The 20,313-nt window shown below is 60.3% G+C and carries 18 protein-coding genes and 6 pseudogenes; 16 read left to right on the top strand and 8 right to left on the bottom strand.

Annotated elements, in window-relative coordinates:
* Positions 1-94: 94 nt before the first annotated feature.
* Complete coding sequence (locus LB547_RS22525; RefSeq protein WP_140525819.1) at positions 95-757, top strand: Ku protein; 663 nt, start codon at positions 95-97, stop codon at positions 755-757.
* On the opposite strand, the pseudogene LB547_RS22530 reads toward LB547_RS22525, so the two are convergent.
* Positions 733-1,817: pseudogene (locus tag LB547_RS22530) on the bottom strand (alpha/beta fold hydrolase). The gene LB547_RS22525 and the pseudogene LB547_RS22530 sit on opposite strands and share 25 nt — an antisense overlap.
* Positions 1,818-2,010: 193 nt before the next feature.
* Between LB547_RS22530 and LB547_RS22535 the strand changes: the two are divergent.
* From LB547_RS22535 to LB547_RS22575, 9 genes and pseudogenes are all read left to right on the top strand, one after another.
* The gene (locus tag LB547_RS22535) at positions 2,011-2,823 is read left to right on the top strand and encodes a hypothetical protein (RefSeq protein ID WP_181167750.1); all 813 of its coding nucleotides are present in this window, start codon (positions 2,011-2,013) and stop codon (positions 2,821-2,823) included.
* 41 nt (positions 2,824-2,864) lie between these two features.
* Positions 2,865-3,260 carry a phage holin family protein gene (locus tag LB547_RS22540; RefSeq protein ID WP_140525824.1) on the top strand — a complete coding sequence of 132 codons (396 nt, stop codon included), beginning with the start codon at positions 2,865-2,867 and terminating at the stop codon, positions 3,258-3,260.
* Positions 3,257-4,174 carry a hypothetical protein gene (locus tag LB547_RS22545; protein WP_140525825.1) on the top strand — a complete coding sequence of 306 codons (918 nt, stop codon included), beginning with the start codon at positions 3,257-3,259 and terminating at the stop codon, positions 4,172-4,174. The genes LB547_RS22540 and LB547_RS22545 overlap by 4 nt, the downstream gene beginning before the upstream one ends.
* Before the next feature lie 53 nt (positions 4,175-4,227).
* Positions 4,228-4,572 carry a SemiSWEET family sugar transporter gene (locus LB547_RS22550; RefSeq protein WP_224656178.1) on the top strand — a complete coding sequence of 115 codons (345 nt, stop codon included), beginning with the start codon at positions 4,228-4,230 and terminating at the stop codon, positions 4,570-4,572.
* 83 nt (positions 4,573-4,655) lie between these two features.
* Positions 4,656-5,573: an NAD(P)/FAD-dependent oxidoreductase gene (locus tag LB547_RS22555; RefSeq protein ID WP_140525826.1), complete on the top strand. Its 918-nt coding sequence runs from the start codon at positions 4,656-4,658 to the stop codon at positions 5,571-5,573.
* A gap of 311 nt (positions 5,574-5,884) precedes the next feature.
* Positions 5,885-6,406: pseudogene (locus LB547_RS22560) on the top strand (ferritin-like domain-containing protein).
* 82 nt (positions 6,407-6,488) lie between these two features.
* The gene (locus LB547_RS22565; RefSeq protein ID WP_140525827.1) at positions 6,489-6,785 is read left to right on the top strand and encodes a hypothetical protein; all 297 of its coding nucleotides are present in this window, start codon (positions 6,489-6,491) and stop codon (positions 6,783-6,785) included.
* Positions 6,782-8,066, top strand: a pseudogene (locus LB547_RS22570) (SDR family oxidoreductase). The gene LB547_RS22565 and the pseudogene LB547_RS22570 overlap by 4 nt, the downstream one beginning before the upstream one ends.
* Positions 8,066-8,545, top strand: a complete 480-nt coding sequence (locus LB547_RS22575) for a DUF2269 family protein (RefSeq protein ID WP_140764440.1) — start codon at positions 8,066-8,068, stop codon at positions 8,543-8,545. Before LB547_RS22570 ends, LB547_RS22575 begins: the two are co-directional and overlap by 1 nt.
* Before the next feature lie 169 nt (positions 8,546-8,714).
* Here the strand turns inward: LB547_RS22575 and LB547_RS22580 are convergent, their stop codons facing one another.
* Both LB547_RS22580 and LB547_RS22585 read right to left on the bottom strand, forming a co-directional pair.
* Positions 8,715-9,596: a manganese catalase family protein gene (locus LB547_RS22580; RefSeq protein ID WP_140525828.1), complete on the bottom strand. Its 882-nt coding sequence runs from the start codon at positions 9,594-9,596 to the stop codon at positions 8,715-8,717.
* Positions 9,597-9,823: 227 nt separating this feature from the next.
* Positions 9,824-10,669 carry an SIR2 family NAD-dependent protein deacylase gene (locus tag LB547_RS22585; RefSeq protein WP_140525835.1) on the bottom strand — a complete coding sequence of 282 codons (846 nt, stop codon included), beginning with the start codon at positions 10,667-10,669 and terminating at the stop codon, positions 9,824-9,826.
* Positions 10,670-11,041: 372 nt separating this feature from the next.
* Here LB547_RS22585 and LB547_RS22590 point away from each other — a divergent pair, with 372 nt between their 5' ends.
* Positions 11,042-12,217, top strand: coding sequence for a beta-glucosidase (locus LB547_RS22590; protein ID WP_224656177.1), 1,176 nt, complete (start codon positions 11,042-11,044; stop codon positions 12,215-12,217).
* A gap of 73 nt (positions 12,218-12,290) precedes the next feature.
* Here LB547_RS22590 and glf read toward each other — a convergent pair whose 3' ends face one another.
* Positions 12,291-13,433 (bottom strand): UDP-galactopyranose mutase, encoded by a 1,143-nt coding sequence (gene glf, locus LB547_RS22595; RefSeq protein ID WP_140501399.1) that lies wholly within the window; start codon positions 13,431-13,433, stop codon positions 12,291-12,293.
* Between the two features lie 2 nt (positions 13,434-13,435).
* Complete coding sequence (locus tag LB547_RS22600) at positions 13,436-14,608, bottom strand: glycosyltransferase (RefSeq protein WP_140525829.1); 1,173 nt, start codon at positions 14,606-14,608, stop codon at positions 13,436-13,438.
* 387 nt (positions 14,609-14,995) lie between these two features.
* Here LB547_RS22600 and LB547_RS22605 point away from each other — a divergent pair, with 387 nt between their 5' ends.
* Positions 14,996-15,919 carry a hypothetical protein gene (locus LB547_RS22605; protein WP_140501395.1) on the top strand — a complete coding sequence of 308 codons (924 nt, stop codon included), beginning with the start codon at positions 14,996-14,998 and terminating at the stop codon, positions 15,917-15,919.
* A gap of 242 nt (positions 15,920-16,161) precedes the next feature.
* Here LB547_RS22605 and nadE read toward each other — a convergent pair whose 3' ends face one another.
* Positions 16,162-17,001: an ammonia-dependent NAD(+) synthetase gene (gene nadE, locus LB547_RS22610; RefSeq protein ID WP_140525830.1), complete on the bottom strand. Its 840-nt coding sequence runs from the start codon at positions 16,999-17,001 to the stop codon at positions 16,162-16,164.
* 156 nt (positions 17,002-17,157) lie between these two features.
* Between nadE and LB547_RS22615 the strand changes: the two are divergent.
* From LB547_RS22615 to LB547_RS22625, 3 genes and pseudogenes are all read left to right on the top strand, one after another.
* Positions 17,158-17,669, top strand: a pseudogene (locus LB547_RS22615) (DUF2243 domain-containing protein).
* A 364-nt stretch (positions 17,670-18,033) separates the two neighbouring features.
* Positions 18,034-18,216: a hypothetical protein gene (locus LB547_RS22620; protein WP_140525831.1), complete on the top strand. Its 183-nt coding sequence runs from the start codon at positions 18,034-18,036 to the stop codon at positions 18,214-18,216.
* 94 nt (positions 18,217-18,310) lie between these two features.
* Positions 18,311-18,616 (top strand): annotated as a pseudogene (locus LB547_RS22625) (hypothetical protein); the annotation flags it as partial.
* An 81-nt stretch (positions 18,617-18,697) separates the two neighbouring features.
* Here LB547_RS22625 and LB547_RS22630 read toward each other — a convergent pair.
* Both LB547_RS22630 and LB547_RS22635 read right to left on the bottom strand, forming a co-directional pair.
* Positions 18,698-19,195, bottom strand: a complete 498-nt coding sequence (locus LB547_RS22630) for an RES family NAD+ phosphorylase (protein WP_140525832.1) — start codon at positions 19,193-19,195, stop codon at positions 18,698-18,700.
* Positions 19,196-19,203: 8 nt separating this feature from the next.
* Positions 19,204-19,554, bottom strand: a complete 351-nt coding sequence (locus tag LB547_RS22635) for an antitoxin Xre/MbcA/ParS toxin-binding domain-containing protein (protein WP_140525833.1) — start codon at positions 19,552-19,554, stop codon at positions 19,204-19,206.
* Between the two features lie 421 nt (positions 19,555-19,975).
* On the opposite strand from LB547_RS22635, the pseudogene LB547_RS22640 reads away from it, so the two are divergent.
* Positions 19,976-20,209, top strand: a pseudogene (locus tag LB547_RS22640) (AAA family ATPase); the annotation flags it as partial.
* Positions 20,210-20,313: the final 104 nt, after the last annotated feature.

A 20,313-nucleotide genomic window follows, 5' to 3' on the forward strand; every position in this document is an offset into this window, starting at 1 on the left:
AGGCACAGTCGCCGGCGGCAATCCAAGTCAGGCGGGCGGAACATAACGATCTGGCTGACGTTTGTGCCGAGGATCGGCCCGACAGGAGGACTGCATGGCAGCCCCACGAGCAGTTTGGAAAGGGATTTTAAAAGTCGGGTCCGTGTCGTGCGGAGTGAAGCTTGTGGGTGCAACCAGCGAGGCATCGAAAATCCACTTCAAGATTTTGAATCGGAAAGATGGATTGCCTGTCAAGGCTGCCTATGTTGACGAAGAGACGGGCGATGTCGTCGATAGCGAAAACCAAGTCAAAGGCTACGAGGCAGACGCGGGCGATTTCATCAAGGTCGAACCGGACGAGATCAAAAAGCTAAAGATGACGTCTGAGCACACGCTTGAGGTCGACGAGTTTGTCGCCATCAAGGATATCGACACGCGCTACCTGGAAAAGCCTTATTACCTGATCCCTGCCGACGGTGCTTCCACCGAGGCCTTCTCCGTGCTGCGCGAAGCGATGGCCAAGGGTGTGGCGGCGCGGTCCTGCGTGGTGCTGTACCAACGCGGGCGCGAAGTCGTGATACAGCCCTATGGCAAGGGAATGCTGCTTACCGAGTTGCGGACCCATGACGAGATGATCTCGGAAGAGACTATATTCAAAGACCCGAAAAGCTTTCTTCGAATTATGACAAAACGACTCTGTGCCTGGATCAGAAAAGATCGATTGGCCGCCCGGGCTCGGGGCTACCGCCCGAGTCATTCGCGCGGTGCAGGAGCATAGTAAGCAGCTTCTTCAGGTGAGAGCGATCCGGCTGCCGCGATGCTGTCCACCATCTCGAGCACAAGGTGCGGCGCAGCATGATGAACCATGTGACCGGCACCCGCGACGATGCGCATCATCGAGCCCGGTAGGACCGCGTGCAAATGTTGGGAATGATAGTTGGTGTCGAGCAGGCTGTCCGCGTCCCCGGCCATGATACCTATCGGCGCGTTTGTCCTCCCTGCGGTCTTGGGAGCCAACGCGGCAACGGGGATCAGCAGACCAGATTCCGCGGCAGTCGTTCGCAAGTGCGACGGTGCGCTGACCAGATCTCGCAAAGCATTTGAAAACTCTGGCGGGACAGGTTGCGGCCCAAACAGGCGGCGCATCAAAACGGGCCAGATCAGCCTGACGACAGGCGGCAGGATGGTGTGGCAAATGATGGTTCCCACGATTGGCAGTGCCGGCAGGGCGGCAAGCATGGCATCGAACCTTGCGGAGGGGAAATGATAGCCGGAGAGGAGAACCGCGCCACCAATCTCGTCCGGATACCGGGCCGCCCACTGGAGGGCGATCGATGCCCCCCAAGAACGATGGGATTGTCTGCCCCGATCCTCTGCGTGGCGCTCTGGAGCAGATCTGCCTGGGCCGCGGCGGTCCATAGGCGACCGCGCGGCCGAGTACTTCCGCCAAACCCGGGGCGGTCGAATACAATAACGCGATAACGCTTGGCTGCTTTGTCGACTAGACCGCTGGTTTGGAAGTCCTCAGCGGCGGAACCGTTCCCATGCAGGAGAACCAGGTCCCTGCCGCTTCCAGCCTCGACATATCGAAGGCGGACACCGTCGACCTCTATGGTCCTTCCTTTCGCGCGGACGGAAAGCGCTTGCTTGGTCGCTGCTCGATTGTTCAACGCTAGCAAGGCCACCGCCGCAACCAGGCCGCCGACCCAGACGCGTGATGATCGTTTCAGTGAGAATTGAAACCGGAAAGACAAGCTGCCGTGCTCCTTGCGTAGGTTGCGGCGACTGGCGAATCGCCGCTGGGACGTCGCACCCAAAAGGCTCACCGTTTTCGCCATCCGAACTGAGACGCCACAAGGTTGTTCCGGCGCCTGATCGCCTGACCTTCGAACGAGGCTACGGGCTTAGCTCGGCCTAGGGCTCCTCGAGATTGAGCCCGCGGAAGGTCGAATGACAGCCGGGGGAGGCGTTAGTCTTGCCAGCCGTTTCCACAGACTGGATAGCCAAAAGAGCACCGGTGACGAGTAACCCTTGGGCTCCAAACATGGCGACGTGCTCGCGTTCAACTCGCACGATCAACCCACGCAGGGGGTCTTTAAATCTAAGGGAGCTAAAAAAGTTTTGGCTGATGGAACATCGCGCGGTTCAGCGTGTTTGCTTTCGACGAAAATGGAGAAATCAGGCCGTGAACAGCGTCATTTATCTCATAGGTCTCGTTGTCGTCGTGCTGGCAATTCTCTCCTTCCTCGGTTTTCACTAGGAGCCATTATGCAACGCGAAGGCGATCCAGGACGTCCAGCATCCGATTTCGATACGGCAAAGAGCGAGCTCTCCGACCGGCTCCAGGAAGAAACCCAAAATGCCACCCGGTTGATTCACGACGCCAGTGACGAAGTCGTCAGCAAAGCTGGCGAGTACGCGTCGGAAGCGCAGGAGGCTTTGTCAGGGAAGGCGCAGGAAACGCAGCGCGACATGAGCGCGAGCTTAGCCGCTTTTGGGGGCGCGTTGCGGGCAGCAAGTGAGCATCTGGCCAACAGCGATCAAGCCACCGTTTCGAAGTTCGTGCTTACTGCCGCTGGCGGGCTGGAGCGCCTCTCGTCCTCTTTGCGGGACAAACCAGTCGAACAAGTCTTAGGCGAGGTCAGGTCCTTCGGGCGCGAAAACTCTGGAGTGCTTATCGCCGGGTCGGTTTTCGCCGGTTTGGCTCTGGGACGCTTCATCAAAAGCTCGCAACCCGCTGATTCGAGCGAAGCGGACGGTCGGCTGAAAAGCAGTGGCGCCCCAAAGACTGTAACGCGCCCGAAGACCACAGGCAGCTCTCCACGGGACGACCTCACGTCATAACGAATGCAGCCACTTTCTTGGCCGAGCACGGAGCATGACCGATGAACAACGATCAGGACGGCCGCAGTCTCGCGAGCCTTGTGAGCGACCTTACACAGCAAGTGACGACCCTGCTACAGACCGAAACAAGGCTTCTGCGGGCCGAAATATCCGAAAACGTCAGCAAAGCCGGGCACGGCGTGGTCGAAGTCGTAGGCGGTGCCGTGTGCTTGCTGGCATCGCTGGTGGTACTGCTCCAAGCGCTCGTGATCGCTTTGGCTAAGGCGGGTCTGGGGGCCGGGTGGGCCTCGCTGCTCGTCGGTGTCGTCGTGGCGATCCTGGGGGTGATTCTCCTTCGCACGGGAATGGCCGGCATTGCGCCTTCCGGATTGGCTCCTGACCGCACACAAGAACAACTCAACAGCGATGCGCGTGTGATCAAAGGACAAATGAGATGAGCGAGAAATCGGCAGCCGAACTCGAACGCGAAGCCGAGATTGCCCGCGCAGCGGTCGTCGATACCGCCGAATCCATCCGCAGCAAAATGACACCCGGTCAGTTGATCGACGAATTCACCGGGTTGTTTTCTGGCGGCGCAGGGACCGCCGCCCTCAGCAGATTCCAGACCCAAGTCAGCGACAACCCTTTGGCCCTGATGCTGGTTGGGACCGGCCTGGCTTGGCTGATGCTTGGCAGCGGTGCTTCGGCGGGTGGCTCTCCTGCAACCCAGGCTGTCAACAATCAGGCCGACACGGATGGGGGGACGTTCGGGGTCAGCGATGTGACGGGGGCTGCGGAAGGGCCGAGTTCCGGACAAGAGATCCCCAATGGTGGACCATCGGCGGTCGCAGAGATGCTCTCGGATGCCGGCGCGACCGCTGGCTCGATTGCGAGCAATGCAAGCGAAGCGGCCGCAACTGCGGCTGGCGAGACCAAGGATAAGGTTGTAAACACCGTGGGGCAGCTTGGCTCCAGTGCGAGTGATATGGCTGTGCAGGCGAGTCGAACCGCGCAGGAACTATTTGAGCGCGAACCACTGGCACTTGCCGTCCTCGGCCTGGCGGCGGGTACGGCTATAGGCGTGCTTCTGCCTCGCACAACCATGGAAGACGAGCAACTCGGCGGCTACCGCGACAAACTACTTGGCAGCGCCAACAGTGCTTTAGAGGACGGCGTGGAGCAAGCGAAAGAGATCGCTGCCGAAGCTTACGAGACAGTCAAGAGCGAGGCGGACCGGCAGGGCTCGAGCGGCACCGCCGACACGTTAGCCGGTAAGGTCGGTGAGGTCGTCAAGGCCACCGCAAAAACTACCGAAAAGGCGGTTCGAGATCGACTTCCCGAATCGGATCAGTCCTCCACGGCCAAGCCCTAAGCCATCTGCAGGGTGCCAGGGCAGCGGTCAAATTGAACTTAGAGACACCCGTCGTGAACAAAACCGCGCGCCGACGGTTTGATTGCATGGAAACTGAGACACTGGTCGGCTATCTCGCGGCACTATGTTCGATGGTGAGCTTTACGCCGCAAGCCTGGAAGATCATAAAGACGCGAGACACGGGCAGTATCTCCGCGCCTATGTATGCGATTACGGCAGCAGGGTTCGCCCTCTGGCTCATCTTCGGGTCCATGAAAGGCGAGTGGCCGATCATCATCACAAACGCCGCCTGTCTCGTTCTCTCGGCATTCATTCTTCTGATGACGCTCCTTCCTCGCGCGAAGAAGGACGCGGTCGCGGACGTGCTGGATCCCGCTGCCTCAAGGACTGAGCGATGATCTTCGTTTGGTTGCGTTCTGAGGTTTACGAGGCGCTCAGCGGTGGCAGCCAGGAATGACGCGCTCATGTCGGGAGTTCTCTTGTGGTTTCAGACGATGAAATCCGTCCTGGCGAATCATACGACTGCCTGGTCATCGGCGGCGGACCGGCCGGCCTGACCGCCGCGACCTACCTGGGGCGTTTTCGGCGCCGGATCGTCCTTGTGGATGCCGGCCAAAGCCGCGCAAAGTGGATACCGGTAACCCACAACTGTCCCGGGTTTCCTGACGGTATTGCCGGTGTTGAGCTGCTTGATCGTCTGCGGCAGCAGGCACTGCTGAGCGGAGTCGATCTCGTGGACGATACGATCCACGACATTAAGCGGGGTGGGACCGATTTCATCGCCACGGCATCGGTTCCCATTCGGGCTCGCGCGGTGCTCATGGCCACCGGTATTGTCGATACGCTTCCAGACACGCCCGACGCCGCCGATATGATCAAGGCCGGCACGTTGCGGCTGTGTCCGATCTGTGACGCCTACGAGGTCATCGACGGACGGGTTGCGGTGATGGGCCCGGCAGATCACGCAATGAAGATGGCGTTGTTTATGCGAAGCTACACAAGTGACGTCACCATGTTGGTCGAGACGACAACTCGATTCGACCCCGCCGCCGACGCCTTGCTCAAAAAGGCTGGAATCAAGGTGCACGCGTGCCTCCCGGGCTCGATCCGCTCTGCCGGCCATCAGGCGACCATCAGGCTCGTTGCCGGAAACACGCTGTCTTTCGATACCATCTATCCCGCATTGGGCTGCACGATGCGATCGAAGCTGGCCACCAACCTCGGCGCGGAATGTGACGAAATCGGCAATCTTGTCGTGGATTCGCGCCAGCGAACCGCAATTGCGGGCCTCTACGCCGCAGGCGATGTGGTTGACGAAATCAACCAGGTCGCGGTCGCCTTCGGACACGCGGCGATCGCCGCAACCGATATGCACAGCTATCTTGCGCAAAACGAGTGAACAGGTCCGCCCTCGTTCAGTCGTTCAGTCGTTCAGTCGTTCAGTCGTACAGGATGGCGCGTGGCGCAGCCCTCGCGGGGATATTCGTCGCTTCCCCGGCATCCTGGTGCCCCCCATTGGCGCCGTAAGAGCCTCAATGCGGCATTGGCGAGACAACACCTATTGTGTGCGCATTCAGGCACTGCCGTCGATGCCGCTTATTCGCAACCGACGGGGTGCCGGCGTCTGCTGGGGAAAAACGGCGGAACAAACAAGGAGCCGCCTCGTTTGAACGGGGTGCCGCCCGGCGCGCTTTCAAGCAGGAGATGAGGATGGCAACCAAGAAAGCTTCGCAGACAAAGGGACTTGAGGATCTCTTCCACGACGGCTTGAAGGATATCTACTACGCCGAGCGCAAAATCCTTCCGCCTTGAAGAAGATGGCGAAGGGAGCTGAATCCGAAAAGGTGATTGCTGCCTTTGAGAAGCATCGAGGTGAGACGGAAGGCCAGATCGAGCGCCTGCAGCAGGTGTTCGAGATCTTCGGCAAGCGGGCACAGGGAAAGACCTGCCCGGCAATCGACGGCATCATAGAAGAAGGGCAGGAGATCCTGGAGGACTTTCAACAGGCTCCAGCCCTGGATGCCGGGCTCGTGGCCGCCGCGCAAGCCGTCGAGCATTATGAGATCGATCGCCCGATATGGAACGCTGATCACCTGGGCCGGTTTGCTTGGGCTGAAAAAGGCCGTTCCGCTGCTTGAACAGTCGCTCAAGGAGGAGAAGGCGACCGATGAAGCACTGACGCAACTCGGGGAGGCCGGTGTGAACGAGAGAGCGATGCAAAAGGCGGCCTAGATATCCGCACTGGATCACGCCGAGGAGGTCCGTCATGGATGTCCGGCAACCCATGCCGCTTGACCAAGCATCGGTCGCGCCTATGTCCGCGGAACCGGCGTCGAGCAAAAGACAGCTCCTGTTCGAACGTCGCACCAAAGCTGTTGAGATCGATGAGATCGACCCAGGCGACGGCCGGGTGATCAACCATGATGGCGAGCAACTCGCTATCAGCGAGGCGGCAGACGGTTCGAGTGCCGGCTGCATCGACGGTTGGAACCCGGTCGACCGGATATGGTACTGGTCCTGCCACAGATGGGGATTCGACGAACAAGGCGTGCTGCCGGCAAACAGGCCGCCGGCGGCTCGAGCGACGCCGCAGGCCGGGCTCACGGGATGAAGATCCTCGTCACCGGCGCTACAGGTTTGATAGGCGCCTCACTATGCGCGCGCCTGGAGGCGGAGGGACACGAAGTACGGCGCGTGCTCCGCCGCTCCCGACCTGCCGGCTCTTCGAAAAGTTCGGACGTCATTTTGGACATGACGGAGGCGGTCCGACCGGAGGACTGGAGTTCGCCTCTTTCAGGCGTCGATGCCGTCGTCAACTGCGCCGGCGTTCTGCAGGACAACGCGCGGGAAAAGGTTCAGGAGGTCCATGCCATCGCCGCTTCCGCTCTCTTCAGGACCTGCGAACGGGCCGGCATCAAGACGGTCATCCATTTCTCGGCGATCGGTGTCGACCGCGATCAGCTGTCCGCCTTCTCCGCCAGCAAGCTGGCCGGCGACAAGGTATTGATGGCGCTCGATGTCGGCTGGGTGATCCTGCGTCCCTCGGTGGCGCGGCGCGGCGTCTTTGGCGCAAGCGCATTGTTGCGTGGGCTAGCCGCGCTGCCATTGTTGCCGGCCATGCCCAATACCGGTCGCCTGCAAGTCGTTCAGCTCGATGACATTGTCTCCACCGTTCTTTTCTTCCTCCTGCCCACGAGTCCTTCTCGCTTGACGCTGGAGCTTGCGGGGCCGGAGGCGCTCACCATGACAGAGCTCGTCAGTCGTTACCGCCAGTGGTTTGGATGGAAGAAGGCAGCCATATTCACCTTGCCCGGCTGGGTGGCGAGAGGCCTCTATCGTCTGGGCGATCTGGCTGGATGGCTCGGCTGGCGACCGCCGATCCGCAGCAATGCGCAAAAAAGAAATCACGCGAGGCGCTGTCGGTGATCCGCAGCCCTGGATTGTGACGACAGGCATTCACCCGGCAAGCCTCGCATCAGCACTTGCGGCCGATCCGGCAACGGTCCAGGAGCGATGGTTTGCCGGGCTCTATCTCATCAAGCCCGCGATCTTCGTTGTGCTGCCATTCTTCTGGATCATGACCGGCATCATCTCGCTCACGACAGGCTGGCGTAATGGCGTCGAACTGCTGATCGGCACTGCGGTGGCGCCCCACGCCGAGGCCGCGGTCGTGGCCGGTGCAATCGCCGACGCGGCTGTCGGCGCTCTGATCGCGTTCCGGCCGACAAGCCGCCCGGGTCTTTGGGGTGCGATCGCGATCTCGCTGTCCTACGCCATCGCCGGCACCATCCTGCGCCCGGATCTCTGGAACGAGCCACTCGGCCCGCTGATGAAAATCCTGCCGATCCTCGCCTTGCACTTCGTTGCGCTGGCGATCTTGGACGAGCGCTGATGCTTTATTTCGTGGTCAAATATCTGCACGTCATCGGCGCAGCCGTGCTGCTTGGGACAGGGGCGGGGATTGCCTTCTTCATGCTTCTCGCTCACCGGACCGGCAATGCCGCAACAATCGCGGCAGTTGCCCACATCGTGGTTGTCGATGATTTCCTCTTTACCGCGACTGCCGTCGTCGCGCAGCCGATCACCGGCGTGGCCCTCGCCTGGCAGGCTGGCTATTCATTGAGGGAAGGATGGATCGTGCTGTCGATTGTGCTCTATGTCGTGACCGGCCTGTTCTGGCTGCCGGTCGTTTGGATGCAGATGGAGATGCGCAATCTGGCGACGCGCGCCGCCACATCTGGCGACCCGCCGCCGGAGCGGTACAACAAGCTGTTTCGGTTGTGGTTTGTCTTCGGTTTTCCTGCCTTCGCCGCCGTGCTCGCCATCTTCTGGCTCATGATCACGCGTCCCCTCATCGTTTTGTTCGATTGACGGTGACAAGAGCTTCGCTGGCCACTGATGGGCAGCAGGTCCTTTGGCCAGGTGGTGAGTTCGGGAACCAACACGGCTTCTCACCCTGAACAGAAGGCGCGACGCCATAGGTGCTTTCCGACGATTGGAGGGAGAAAGCGTTGCCATCAGCCTAAGCTGGAGAATGACACTAGCCGCGAGCGCCGTTACCGTCTGACCCCCTGGCGCGACTGGAGCCCCGGGTAGAACCGATCTGTTCGCTCTGTGCTCCGCTGTCCACGCGGGGGGAGCCAAGCATGGGTTCCTCACCCATCGGCTCGCCCGCGACCGTCGTGAACTCTCCGTTGCCGTCAATGGATTTGCCGCTCGACCAACGGCCCTCGGGCGGCGGCACGCCGTCGACGAAACAGTTGACGAAAGCATAGCTGACGTCGCGAAGTTCCTGTTCCTGGGGGAAGGAATTGGGAACCGGCAGTGAAGCCGCGAGCCCGCCCATGTCCTCGATGGCTGCTAACCATTGCTGCTGGTGCATCGTGTCGCGGGCGATCAGGAACGACAGCATCTCCTTCATGCCGGGATCGTCGGTCATATTGTAGAGGCGTGTGGCAAGCACTCTGCCACTGCTTTCCGCCGTGACATTGGCGATCATGTCGGCGGCGAGATTGCCGCTGGCGTAGACGTGTGAAGCATTGAAGGGCACGCCGTTTGAATTTTCCGGCAATGCCGCGAGTCCGGTGGAAAGGATGTGGCGGAAGTTCATGCCGTTCAACACGGAGCCGCCGATCGTATCGGCTGAAATGTCTTCTTGCAAAGACAGCGGCGCCCCTTCCAGATTCAACGCCACGGCCGTCGCGAGCATCTCGATGTGGGCGAGTTCCTCAGTGGCGGTGTTCAGCAGCAGGTCCCGATACTTGCTTGGGCCGCGCGCGCCCCAGGCCTGGAAGAAGTACTGCAGCGCAACTCGTATCTCGCCTTCGACGCCACCGATCGCCTGCTGCAAAGCACGAGCAAAGATCGGGCTGGGCGTTTCCACGCGCACAGGGAATTGCAATTTCTTGTCGGTGTAAAACATCTCATATTATCTCCGTTGATCTCGCCCAACCGACCGCAGAACCAGATGTTCCTTCTGTTCGACAGTATTTATCCTGACCATGTCGAGTTGGACGCGCGTGCGCGAAACGTGTGCAATCCGCTTCGGCAGGGCGCGGTTGTTTGGCGCAAGACCAAGATGAAGCGACCCGCGGGGTGATCGCCTTCACCCCGCCCTCAAGGCGGCCCTGGTGCCCGGTTCGTCCCCCCTCATGGACCCCTCATGGCGTCAAGCAGCTTGGAAAGAAACGCTGCTAACGCTTGTTCAGGCTGAGCCGCCTCTTCGCTCAACATTTCGATGCCCCATCGACCCAGCACCGCCTCCTGGACGACGCTCGGGCTAGGCATGAATACGAACGATCTGGGGCGGTCGGTCTCATAGCCGGACAGCCTCCAGGTCTGCCACAGGCGGTGCAAAAGCAGGCGAATGTTCATATCCGACATGCTGTAGCCGATGAAAAGGATCGTCCGCCCCAATGCATCCGCGCGGAATTTCACATCCAGCGGTGAATCGAAGGACAGCCGGTCGAAATAGTCGGTCTCGGCCAGAATGAGGGAGGAGTCGTCGTCGAAGTCGCCGTGGTATTTGACGATCTGGGTGACCCCGTTGCTGGCTTTGGCGATGTCTTTTGCGTTTGCCACCTTCACGTAGTCGCGGCTATGGACTTCGAAGGCGACCTCGAGGTTGCGATCGTAGTTGGTCGTGTAGATGATCGGGAAGTCCAGTGCCACGATCAGGCGGTGGATCTCCGAACGTCTCACTTTCTCATGCGAGACACTCCAGTTCCGATCCATCCAGCTTCGCAGCGGTCCGATGGTGCCCCGCTTCAACCGGTAGAACTCCGCCAGGGTCTGGTAGCTGACGTCCGACGGCGCGATGATGCCGTCATCGATGCCCAGGTCCTCGACCAGATGATCGATGAGCTTACGCCAGGAGGGCAGGCCGACACTCATTGACACGCCAGCCCCAACGAACAGGATCGCGCGCCGCTCCCTGACGGAACGCGCGAGTTCCTCGATGGGGAAAGCATGGACAAACCTCCGACCGATAATCATCCCAACTACCGGGACGGTCGCCGGTTCCATTCTCGTGCAGGCGGTGACCCGCCGTGGGGTTTGCGACGCGCCGGGGAACAATCATCCGCATGGGGTTCGTAACGGGCGCAGCCGGAACAAAGCATTGTGCTCGCGGTTTAGCTCCGGCGCCGATCGCCAGCGGAGAAATGCATCAATGACAATCAAGGAGCCGGCACACTCGGGTAGGCTAGCCTGGCCGCACACAGCCAAGCGCGGCATGGACGAGCAGGACAGAAGCCAAGCAGAGGCTCGCGCCAGTCGGCATCCTGAAGCCGATCCTGTCGACGAATCGCGTAGCACCGTGAACTGTAACGAGCTACGGGCAAATCGCCAGACCCGCGAGAGAGCATGATGGCCAGGCCGGCCCCCACCGAACGATCCGGCCCGGTCCAGGATGTGGTAGACGATGGTCAACACCGAGCGGTCGGCCGAACCTTCGAAAGCTTCTTCATGGCCGGCTTTGAATGTTCCTCCCACAGGCGGAGCGACGGTGTCCGGCTCGATCTTGTTCGCGCTACCTCGCACAACATCCATGCCTTGGCGGACTACCGGAGCTGTGCCGAGCTCGGGCTTCGAACGATCCGAGACGGGTTGCGCTGGCACCTGATCGAAACGGCGCCGGGCATCTATGACTGGTCGAGTTGGGCGGCCATGATCGAAGCGGCTCGTGCCGTTGGCGTGCAGGTGATCTGGGATGTTTTTCATTACGGGTCGCCCGATCACATCGATCAGGGATCGCAGGAATTCATCGACGCCTACGCCGCTTTTGCCGCGGAGGCCGTGCGGTTCCATCGCTCCTTCACGGGCACCTCTCCGCTGCTTTGTCCAATCAACGAAATCTCGTTCTTTGCCTGGGCCGTCGAAGTCGGCTACTTCCCGCGTGTCGGCCCAAAGAAGCGCGGATGGTTCAAACGGCATCTCGTTAAGGCAGCGGTCGCGGGCATCCGTGCAATGCGACAGGCCGACCCCGACTGTCGATTCGTCTGGGCTGAGCCGCTGATCCATATCGCGCCTCGCGACGGCAGCCGAGCGGAACGGCAACGCGCGCAGAACGCCCGGCGAGGTCAGTTCGAGGCGTATGAGATGCTGATGGGACAGGTCGAGCCTGAACTGGGCGGCAGCCAAGATCTTGTCGACGTGATTGGCCTGAACTTTTATCCTCACAACCAATGGTATCTAAACGGTCCGACCATTCCCATGGGCCACCATGAATATCAGGCGCTGTCCGAGATGTTGCTCGAGGTCGCTCACAGGTTCCGCAAGCCGATGTTCATTGCTGAAACCGGGTCCGAAGGATCCGCCGGGCCAGCATGGCTGCATTATGTCTGCGATGAGGTCCGCGCCGCGATGAAGCTGGGCGTCCCCATCCAAGGCATTTGCATTTATCCCGTGACAGCCTATCCGGGTTGGGACAATTCCCGCCACGCCGAAGTCGGCTTGTTTTCTACCGTGCACGCGGATGGTTCGCGCAGCATCCGGCAGCCAGTTGCGGACGAGCTGGCGCGCCAGCGCCTTCTGTTCGCGTAAGCCCGGCCATCACGCGTGCAGCATGGGCCTGTCGGGTAGAACGGCATCGCGTTCGGCTTCGTCCGGCAAATGGTTACGGCGCGAGCACAGCAAATGTCGGCGCCTCCAACGAAGCCGAGGCCGGCAGGGTCTTCTGTATCCTCGCGAATGTGGCCAAGGCCTGACCCACCACTTGATCCATGTTGTAATAACGGTAGGTCGCTAGCCGTCCAACGAACCAGACGTTTGGGCAGGCGTCCGCCATTGCCTCGTAGCGTTTGTACAGCTCCTCGTTTTCGGCTCTCGGAACAGGATAATAGGGATCGCCTATATCGGTCGGGTATTCGTAGGTGAGGCTGGTTTTCGGATGCCGTTGGCCTGTCAGATGCTTATACTCCGTGACGCGGGTGTAGTTTTCCGTCTGCGGATAGTTCACCACCGCCACTGGCTGGAATTGTTCGCAATCCACTGTCACATGGTCGAACCGCAAGGAACGGTAAGGCAGACGGCCGAGCCTCCAATCAAAATATTCATCAATCGGCCCAGTATAGATCAGCTGCCGAAAGCCGATCTTGTCGCGTATCTCGCCATAGTCGGTCTGCAGCATCACCTTGATTTCAGGCCTGTCCAGCATCCGCTCGAACATCCGCGTATAGCCGCCGGCGGGCATGTTCTGGAACGTATCGCCAAAATAGCGGTCGTCGCGGGTGGTGCGGGTCGGCACCCGTGCCGTTACGGATTTACTCAGTTGGGACGGATCCACGCCCCATTGTTTGCGAGTATAGCCGCGAAAGAATTTTTCGTAGAGTTCCCTGCCCACGGTGCTGACCACCACGTCTTCGGCGGTTCGGACCTCCTCCACCGTTTCTCGTCGCGAAGCGAAAAATTCTTCCAGTTGTTCGGAGGTGAGATCAAGTCCGTAGAGACGATTGATCGTGTCGAGATTGATCGGGATGGGCAGCAGTTTGCCGTCTACCGAAGAGAGGACGCGATGTTCGTAGGGCCGCCACGCCGTGAACTGCGACAGATAGTCGACGATGGATTGCGCGTTGGTGTGGAAGATGTGGGGACCATAGCGATGGATCAGGAGTCCCGCTTCGTCGTAGCAGTCATAGGCGTTGCCGCCGACATGATTTCTGCGGTCTATGAGCAGGACACTTTCGCGGCGTTGCGATGCAATGCGCTCGGCAAGCACGCTGCCGGCAAAGCCGGCTCCGACGATCAGCCAGTCGAACATCGTCAGGCTCTCCTGCGCAGCGGAACGACAGTTTTCATCGCCTGGACACCGTGGATGTGTGAGGTCATGGCATCCCAAGTGCGTTCCCACGACTTGTCGGCGAGATAGGCATCAACTGCCCTCACCTGCAGGTCTCTGGGGCGGGCAAGCATGCAGCGAAGCTTGGTCGCAATGTCGTCGGCGTCGACGATCTCGACGAGACCAGCCGCACCGTAGGTGCGAACGACATCAACGATCGCGGTGGAGATCACGGGCAGTCCGGCCGCAAGAAACTCGGGTGTCTTGGTTGGGCTGATGTATCGCGTTGCCTCGTTGAGCGCGAACGGCATCCAACCGACTGCCCAATGACGAAGATAGCTCGGCAGGTCGGCATAGTTCTTGGGCCCGAGCCAATGCAAATTGTCTGCCCGTGGCAGGGTCGCCGGATCGATCTTGACCACCGGCCCAAGCATGACGAACTGGATGTCGGGCATCGCGGCAGCCGTCTGGCCAACAAGGGCGATGTCGAGCCGTTCGTCGATCACGCCGAAATAGCCAACCCTTGGATGGGGAATGGCTGCCTGGTCGGATGGTTCCTCGCCCCCCTCTCTCGCCATGTTGAAATGAGCAGCGTCGATGCTGCTTGGAAACGCAAAGATCGAACGATGCTGACTGCGCTTTGCCTCATAGAGGCTTTGCCCGCCCGTGAAGACCAGATCGGCACGGCGGAACAGCGCTCTTTCCAGCTGTGCCAGTTCCGCGGGCGCGTCGCGGAAGGCGGACAACTCATCCATGCAATCGTAGACACACACATTGCAGCGCAGATGACTGCTGAAGCGCAGCGCCATTGGCGTGTAATACCACGCAATCAGCCGGTCATGAGGAACGGGTGCGACGAGTTCATTGACGAAGCTTCGCTGGATGGCGTCCACCTTTGTCGCGGATGTTCCAAGCGGGACGACCGGCGTGACAACCCTGATTGCCGGAGCTACGTCGTTCACGCGCATGAAGGGACCGCGGACATCTTCGAAGGCTGGTTCTTCGAAGTAAATTACCTGTTGCTGCCGGGCGGCGAGGGTCAGGAGGTGCTGTGGCCTTTGAAATACAAAATTCCATCGGAGATGTGAAAAGCAGATAACTACTGCATTGTACGCAATAGACGTGATTTTTTTTGTTTTTGCCGGCGCGATTTCCATATATTTTCCCTTTTAATACGAGTCAAGTCTCGAAGAATTAACCTAGGTTAATTTTCGACACTCCTGCCTGATGCTTTCAGTTCCATCTAACTTTCGATTTAGTAAGTTGTTCCCGCGGTATTAATTGATTTGCGTGGCCGATCATCGGCCTCAACGATCAGAGGTAGGGCCGCTCGACTGCTTCGCGGGCGGTCCGAATGCGGCACGAGATCCGCTGGAATTGGGACCACGGCGCCCTAACGTGGCGCTTTGTCACTCCTCGAGCTGTTGAAGGCCTGTGGGAAAATCGACACGTGTTAGCCGACGCTGCTAGAATAAGAGCGCCTCGAATCAGTTTGTTTGGACCTGGGTGTCGGAAGCTGAGAGAGGCTGTCGAGGTTTATGGACATGCAGATCAATTTTGAAACGCACGTCTTTCCGTTGTTTCACCCGCAGCAGGTGGACGACCTGAAAGATCCTTGTCCCGTATTCGACGGAACGCTCTGGCACATGTTCGGATCGAGCGGCACCGTCACGAGCGAGGAATGGAAGATACTGCACGCCACAGCGCCGGATCCGCGTGGCCCCTGGACCGAGCATGAACCGATCGCCTTGCCGATCACCGGCTCGGGTGTGGCGGCGCCCGGTGTCATCCACGAAGGCGGGGTTTTCCACATGTTCATCCAGACCGAATTCATGAAGTCGGGTGGGCGGTGCGAGCATGCGGTGTCTAATGATGGTTTCCACTGGGTTGTTTTGACGTCGGCGATATTATCCCTGCCGGACACCGATGAAGATGGCATCTACGATCCCCATCCGGCGGTCATCGGCGGCAAGCGCTACATCGTCTACTCGGGAATGCCGAAATTCAGCAGGGTCCCGCAACCCGACGTCTATCTCGCACGCAGCCAGTCCGACTCCTGGTTCGGACCATGGAAGCGCGCTGGCAAGATCCTGGACCACCTGGACGTTCCGCATCACAACGCACGCGAGCATCCCGACTATGAATGGGGCATCGAAGGCGCTCAACTGGTCGAGTTGCCGGATGGACGCGTGCTGCTCAATGCAACCTGCTTCCTGCCCGAGGGGCCGCGCGGCAGCCGCCAGCGTGTATTCTTCGCAATTGCCGATCGCGTCGAAGGACCTTACGTGTCCGTCGGCCCAGTGCTGGATCCGGGCGAGCCGGGAGAGAACGGGCACTCGACTGTGATGATAGAGGGCCGGCAACTGACGCTGTTCTATCAGAGCCGGCGCGAGGCAACGAATCACAGGTGGCGCTATGGGCTGGCCACGTGCGACCTGGATCAGCAGATTTTTTCAAACGTCGCTTAACCCAGCGCGCCCGGAAAGGCGCCATCACCGCGACGGACAACCGTCCCTACGCAGTGCTCGTTTCGATCGAGAGTCGCCCTCGGGGCCGACGGCCGATGCATTGCGCGCGATAGGACGGCTCAACTTATTCGCTGAATCCAAGTGAGCCCGAGGGCGGGATTCGGCACCTGACGCTGTCGGATCGGACGTGGAAGATCTGGCGGCGGTCGCAGCAATAGTGAGCATCCATCCCGAGAGTCCGGCTACTGTCGTGATGGACCGGACGAGGCGACGGGCGCCACTGGAAGCGCGCGCTTGTGTGCGGTGCCGGCGTGCGCTTGAAATATGCGCGTGCGCGCTGCTTCGTCGATCTCCCGACCTTCAAGGAAATCGTCGATTTGATCGTAAGTTACGCCATAGGCATCTTCGTCCGGGCGAAGCGGAATTAGGTTCTCCAGGTCGGCAGTCGGAATCTTGGCAACTAATTGAGGCGGAGCGCCCAGATGCGCCGCCAAGGCGCGAACCCTACGCTTGTTCAACCCGGAAAGAGGAAGGATGTCGGCAGCACCGTCGCCGAACTTGGTGAAGAAACCCATCAGTGCTTCGGCCGCATGATCGGTACCGATGACCAGCCCTCGGGTGGCGCCGGCAAGCGCAAACTGGGCAATCATCCGCTCACGAGCCTTGATGTTGCCAAGCAAAAAGTCCTCTCCGCCGGCATCGCCGAGGTCGGTGCCCGCAAGCTTGATCGAATCCAGCATCGCGTCGGCGGCGGGCTTGATGTCGACCCGGCGCACTTCGTCTGCTTGTATTGTATCCAGTGCCCGCTGCGCGTCGCTCTCGTCGGCCTGTAAGCCGTATGGAAGCCGAACGGCCAGGAATCTGGCCTCATATCCTGCCGTTCGCAGTTCCTCCACGGCCCGTTGCGCAAGAAGAGCGGCAGCAAGCGAATCTACGCCACCGCTTACGCCCAGAACGTAGGTGTTGAGATTCGAGGCACGCAGATAGGTGCCGAGAAAATCGATGCGTCGGCGCGTTTCAAGCGCGACGTCAAAACTGGACGAGACTCCCAATGCTCCTATAATCAGTTGTTGGTCGGTCATGCGAAGTTGCTCCTGACATCATAGCGTTCTGTCCAGTCGCATACCACAAGGTCGGTGGCGGTCACCGTCTCGGTCTGCCAGCTGAAGCGGTTCTCAAAAAGCGATGATGACGCGCCGGTAGCGCAAAAACGGTGATGTACATTGGCGGGCTCGACGTTGGGTCCCCTTAGGAGAAAAAGGAACAGCGACGAAGAGCCTCACAGGTTCCCGACCTCGGCCGGAATCCTGCTCGGGCTCAGGCTGGTTCTTCGAGGGAATCGTTCTGCATCAGTTGCTCCAGTGGCATCATATGGCGACCAGCCGGCTATCCCGCCGCAATCTTGAGAACCTTCGGTTCAACACGTCCCTCGATGGCTGGTTCCACGCCGGCACATACGTGTTCGTCGCATTAGGTCTCATTGTGCTATGGCGTGCGGCGCGCCAACCTCATCTCGGGTGGTCAGGAAAGTTGCTACTTGCAACGATGCTCATGGGCTTTGGCATATTCAACCTGGTCGAGGGAGTGGACGATCACCAGCTTCTCGGCACACGCCATGTCAACGAAACCGTCCCGCGGTCCCAGTGGGTCTATTGGGACCGCGGGTTGTTTGATTTGGGGTGCGCTGATGCTGCTCGGCGGGTGGGCCTTGTCAAACGGCAAGCGGAAATCCTGGCTGTGGCAGCTATGAAGCGTTGGACTCTAGCGCTTATTTCAGGATGCCTTGGAACCGGATTGTAGCAGCGATGTTGTAGGCCTCTCGAGAACGCGGGGAACTGAAGGCGAACGGGCTCGGTATGAACGGCTCTCGGGCGAGCACGTGAAGGAGTGTGAGACGGGGGACAGGGCGGCCGCCATTGAGGAGGTGCAATCCCGCTCTCATGTCCGGCTTTCCTGGTTCAGGTCCTGGCCTTCCACAATCAACCCGCAAGGGGTTCGCTACGCAAGCGTGCGACCTCTGCGGCTGCGCCTTCAAGGTGACCGCGGCCATGCCCTGAACACGTCGGGCGCCTGTCGAGCGGGGATGGACCCCGCCCAAAGACGGGAGCCAAACGATGTCGCACAATTTCACCCTTGCTCAGCACCATGCCTTCAATCTCGCGCAGACCTTGATGGTCCCGGTCACGCTCTTCCAAGTCGATGGCGAGTTCGGCGTCATGGTGTCGAGCGAATATGACGGTGACAAGGGCACGGTGGTCCACGAATACGATCCTTACGAGTACCGCCCGGCTCACTAAGAGGGGATCGTTGCCTGCCACTTGCGCCCGACAGGGCGCAAGTGAGGCTTCGCCGCGTACACGCCCCGGCAATGACGACGAGGTCAACGGCCTCTATAGCACCACGCTGATGCGCACCGGTGCCGATTCCGAAATCGAGCTTGCCATGACGGTCACGCCGCTCGGAGCGATTTCGCGCCTCAAGCACGCGCTCGACGATTTCGAAGGAGAGCGCGAGCGCTATCGCCAGCGCCTCGCCGACGCCCGCCGCCGGCTTGCGTCGTACCAGTCCCGGGATGATAGTGCCGAGTTCGCCTTCGCGGGTGAATTGGCCGACAAGCGGCGGCAGCTTGCTGAGGTGGAGGCGGCACTGGCGACGGATATTGAAGGTGCCGGGGCGACCGACGCAATTGCCGCCTGATCGAATGTGCTGGCCGGTCACGCCTCGCGGCGTGGCCGGCCTTTCTTCTTGTTAACCATAACCGGCTGTCCTCGATCGCCGCTATCGCGACAGGCGGTTTTCATCGTCGATCAGGGTGAGACGGCAGGGCGCCACATCGCTCCATGTCCAGAGGACGAGATTAAGGCCGTCCTCCGTCGCTCCGGGGGCGAAGCTTCTGACGAGCAATCCATGATAGCCAGCCGCGACAAGTCTTCGTGCGAAGGCTTGCGTCTTCGCCTCTCCGGTTGCTTTCATCTGATCGCGCCAAGTCGTACCGGCGAGCCCCGCCGCATCCATCCCCTCCGCACGCAGGCGCTCATGGTCGCGGCTGTCAAAAACCGCCTCGATATCCGCATCATAAGACACGAGTGTCGTCGGCTGCAAACTGCCGGCCCGATTGGCTTCGCGCAACGCCGTCATGACCGACAAGGACATATAGAGCGCTTGCGTTCCTTTCCGGTTGAAACGGCCACCGTAAAGCTCCGCGCCACGGCCAGACATCCGCTCGCGTGCATAGATCGGATTCAGCGCCCGATAGAGTTCCCCCTTGAAATGCATCGACCGGATCAGGCGTGAACGCCGGCGTCGACCGCGTCGATATAGTCGAGCACGTCATCGGCGCGCCCATCACGGACCAGTTGCATCGCGGTCAGGCCGGAAAAGCCGGGCAGGGGCTCGGAGCGATACCAGGCATAGGCCATCAGCGCCGAGCCGAAGCGGGGCTCGACCTTGTTGACGATCTCCGACATCTCGCGCAGCCGTCGCTGCGTCTTGTCCGAGCCAATGCGGTCCTTGCGCTGGATGGCATCCTTTCCGAGACCGGCGGTTCGGGCGATCTCCTCGCTGGTAGTACGCAAGGCGTCTGCGATTTTGCGCGGTGAAAAAAGTCCGCCGTCAGCATATTGGGCAAGTCCCATGACGCTTACCTCCATTCCTGTATGTCAATAATTATGACGCAATATAGCGTCAGAATAGCGGGGTTCAATCCAAATTTGGGAAGAAGGCTGAGAAGGAAGGGGAGGGGAAAACCTGCTCGCAGATCGAGCGGACCGCTGACGCTTGCGCTCAACCGCGCCGCTCGCGATCCCGGCCACGTCGTCCTTCGCAGGGCTGTTAGCCCCGCTTGTCCTGCCGGGCAGGGATGCTCGGCCGCAGTTGCACCGGCCCGCTCGCTCCGCGGGCCGGGGGGTGTCTTCGAGAAGAAGACGAGAAAGGACGCAGCGACGGGCTGTGTCCGGCAACCCCGTAAGGAGCATTTCCATGGAACTGAAATTTGTCGATCCGCGCGCGCTGAAGGGCAACCCCCGACAAGGCGCGACGTTCCAAGTCCAGCCCGCAAAAACCAGCGCGCTGAAAGCGGCACGGGAGGCTTGGGAACGCGAAGGTTTTCGCGTCGTTGGTGGGGCGCTCGCCGGCAAGGCGGCCGAAGGCCTGGAAAAGGAAGCGGCAATCGCGGCGCGCACATTGGCGTCATGGGAGCTTCGGTGGGGGAGGGGTACTGACCTCCTCGACGGCAAGACCGTTTTCGTGATGGACGAGGCCGGAATGGTTGCGTCGAGGCAGATGGCGTTGCACAGGATCTGGGCCAGTTGTTGCGGATCTGCGGCGACAAAGGCGCTGTCCTCGACCGCGGCCGGCCTGGCGAAGCGGGCATTGTGAGCTGGTAGGTAGGTCTG

The organism is Mesorhizobium sp. B264B1B, from assembly GCF_020165765.1.
Classification (GTDB): Bacteria; Pseudomonadota; Alphaproteobacteria; order Rhizobiales; family Rhizobiaceae; genus Mesorhizobium.

What these genes read in the sequence shown, in the direction of transcription:
- LB547_RS22525 (WP_140525819.1), top strand. Translation starts at nt 95, where the DNA reads ATGGCAGCCCCACGAGCAGTTTGGAAAGGGATTTTAAAAGTCGGGTCC.
- LB547_RS22540 (WP_140525824.1), top strand. Translation starts at nt 2,865, where the DNA reads ATGAACAACGATCAGGACGGCCGCAGTCTCGCGAGCCTTGTGAGCGAC.
- LB547_RS22545 (WP_140525825.1), top strand. Translation starts at nt 3,257, where the DNA reads ATGAGCGAGAAATCGGCAGCCGAACTCGAACGCGAAGCCGAGATTGCC.
- LB547_RS22565 (WP_140525827.1), top strand. Translation starts at nt 6,489, where the DNA reads ATGTCCGCGGAACCGGCGTCGAGCAAAAGACAGCTCCTGTTCGAACGT.
- LB547_RS22575 (WP_140764440.1), top strand. Translation starts at nt 8,066, where the DNA reads ATGCTTTATTTCGTGGTCAAATATCTGCACGTCATCGGCGCAGCCGTG.
- LB547_RS22580 (WP_140525828.1), bottom strand. Translation starts at nt 9,596, where the DNA reads ATGTTTTACACCGACAAGAAATTGCAATTCCCTGTGCGCGTGGAAACG.
- LB547_RS22585 (WP_140525835.1), bottom strand. Translation starts at nt 10,669, where the DNA reads ATGATTATCGGTCGGAGGTTTGTCCATGCTTTCCCCATCGAGGAACTC.
- LB547_RS22590 (WP_224656177.1), top strand. Translation starts at nt 11,042, where the DNA reads ATGGCCAGGCCGGCCCCCACCGAACGATCCGGCCCGGTCCAGGATGTG.
- glf (WP_140501399.1), bottom strand. Translation starts at nt 13,433, where the DNA reads ATGTTCGACTGGCTGATCGTCGGAGCCGGCTTTGCCGGCAGCGTGCTT.
- LB547_RS22600 (WP_140525829.1), bottom strand. Translation starts at nt 14,608, where the DNA reads ATGGAAATCGCGCCGGCAAAAACAAAAAAAATCACGTCTATTGCGTAC.
- LB547_RS22605 (WP_140501395.1), top strand. Translation starts at nt 14,996, where the DNA reads ATGCAGATCAATTTTGAAACGCACGTCTTTCCGTTGTTTCACCCGCAG.
- nadE (WP_140525830.1), bottom strand. Translation starts at nt 17,001, where the DNA reads ATGACCGACCAACAACTGATTATAGGAGCATTGGGAGTCTCGTCCAGT.
- LB547_RS22620 (WP_140525831.1), top strand. Translation starts at nt 18,034, where the DNA reads ATGTCGCACAATTTCACCCTTGCTCAGCACCATGCCTTCAATCTCGCG.
- LB547_RS22630 (WP_140525832.1), bottom strand. Translation starts at nt 19,195, where the DNA reads ATGCATTTCAAGGGGGAACTCTATCGGGCGCTGAATCCGATCTATGCA.
- LB547_RS22635 (WP_140525833.1), bottom strand. Translation starts at nt 19,554, where the DNA reads ATGGGACTTGCCCAATATGCTGACGGCGGACTTTTTTCACCGCGCAAA.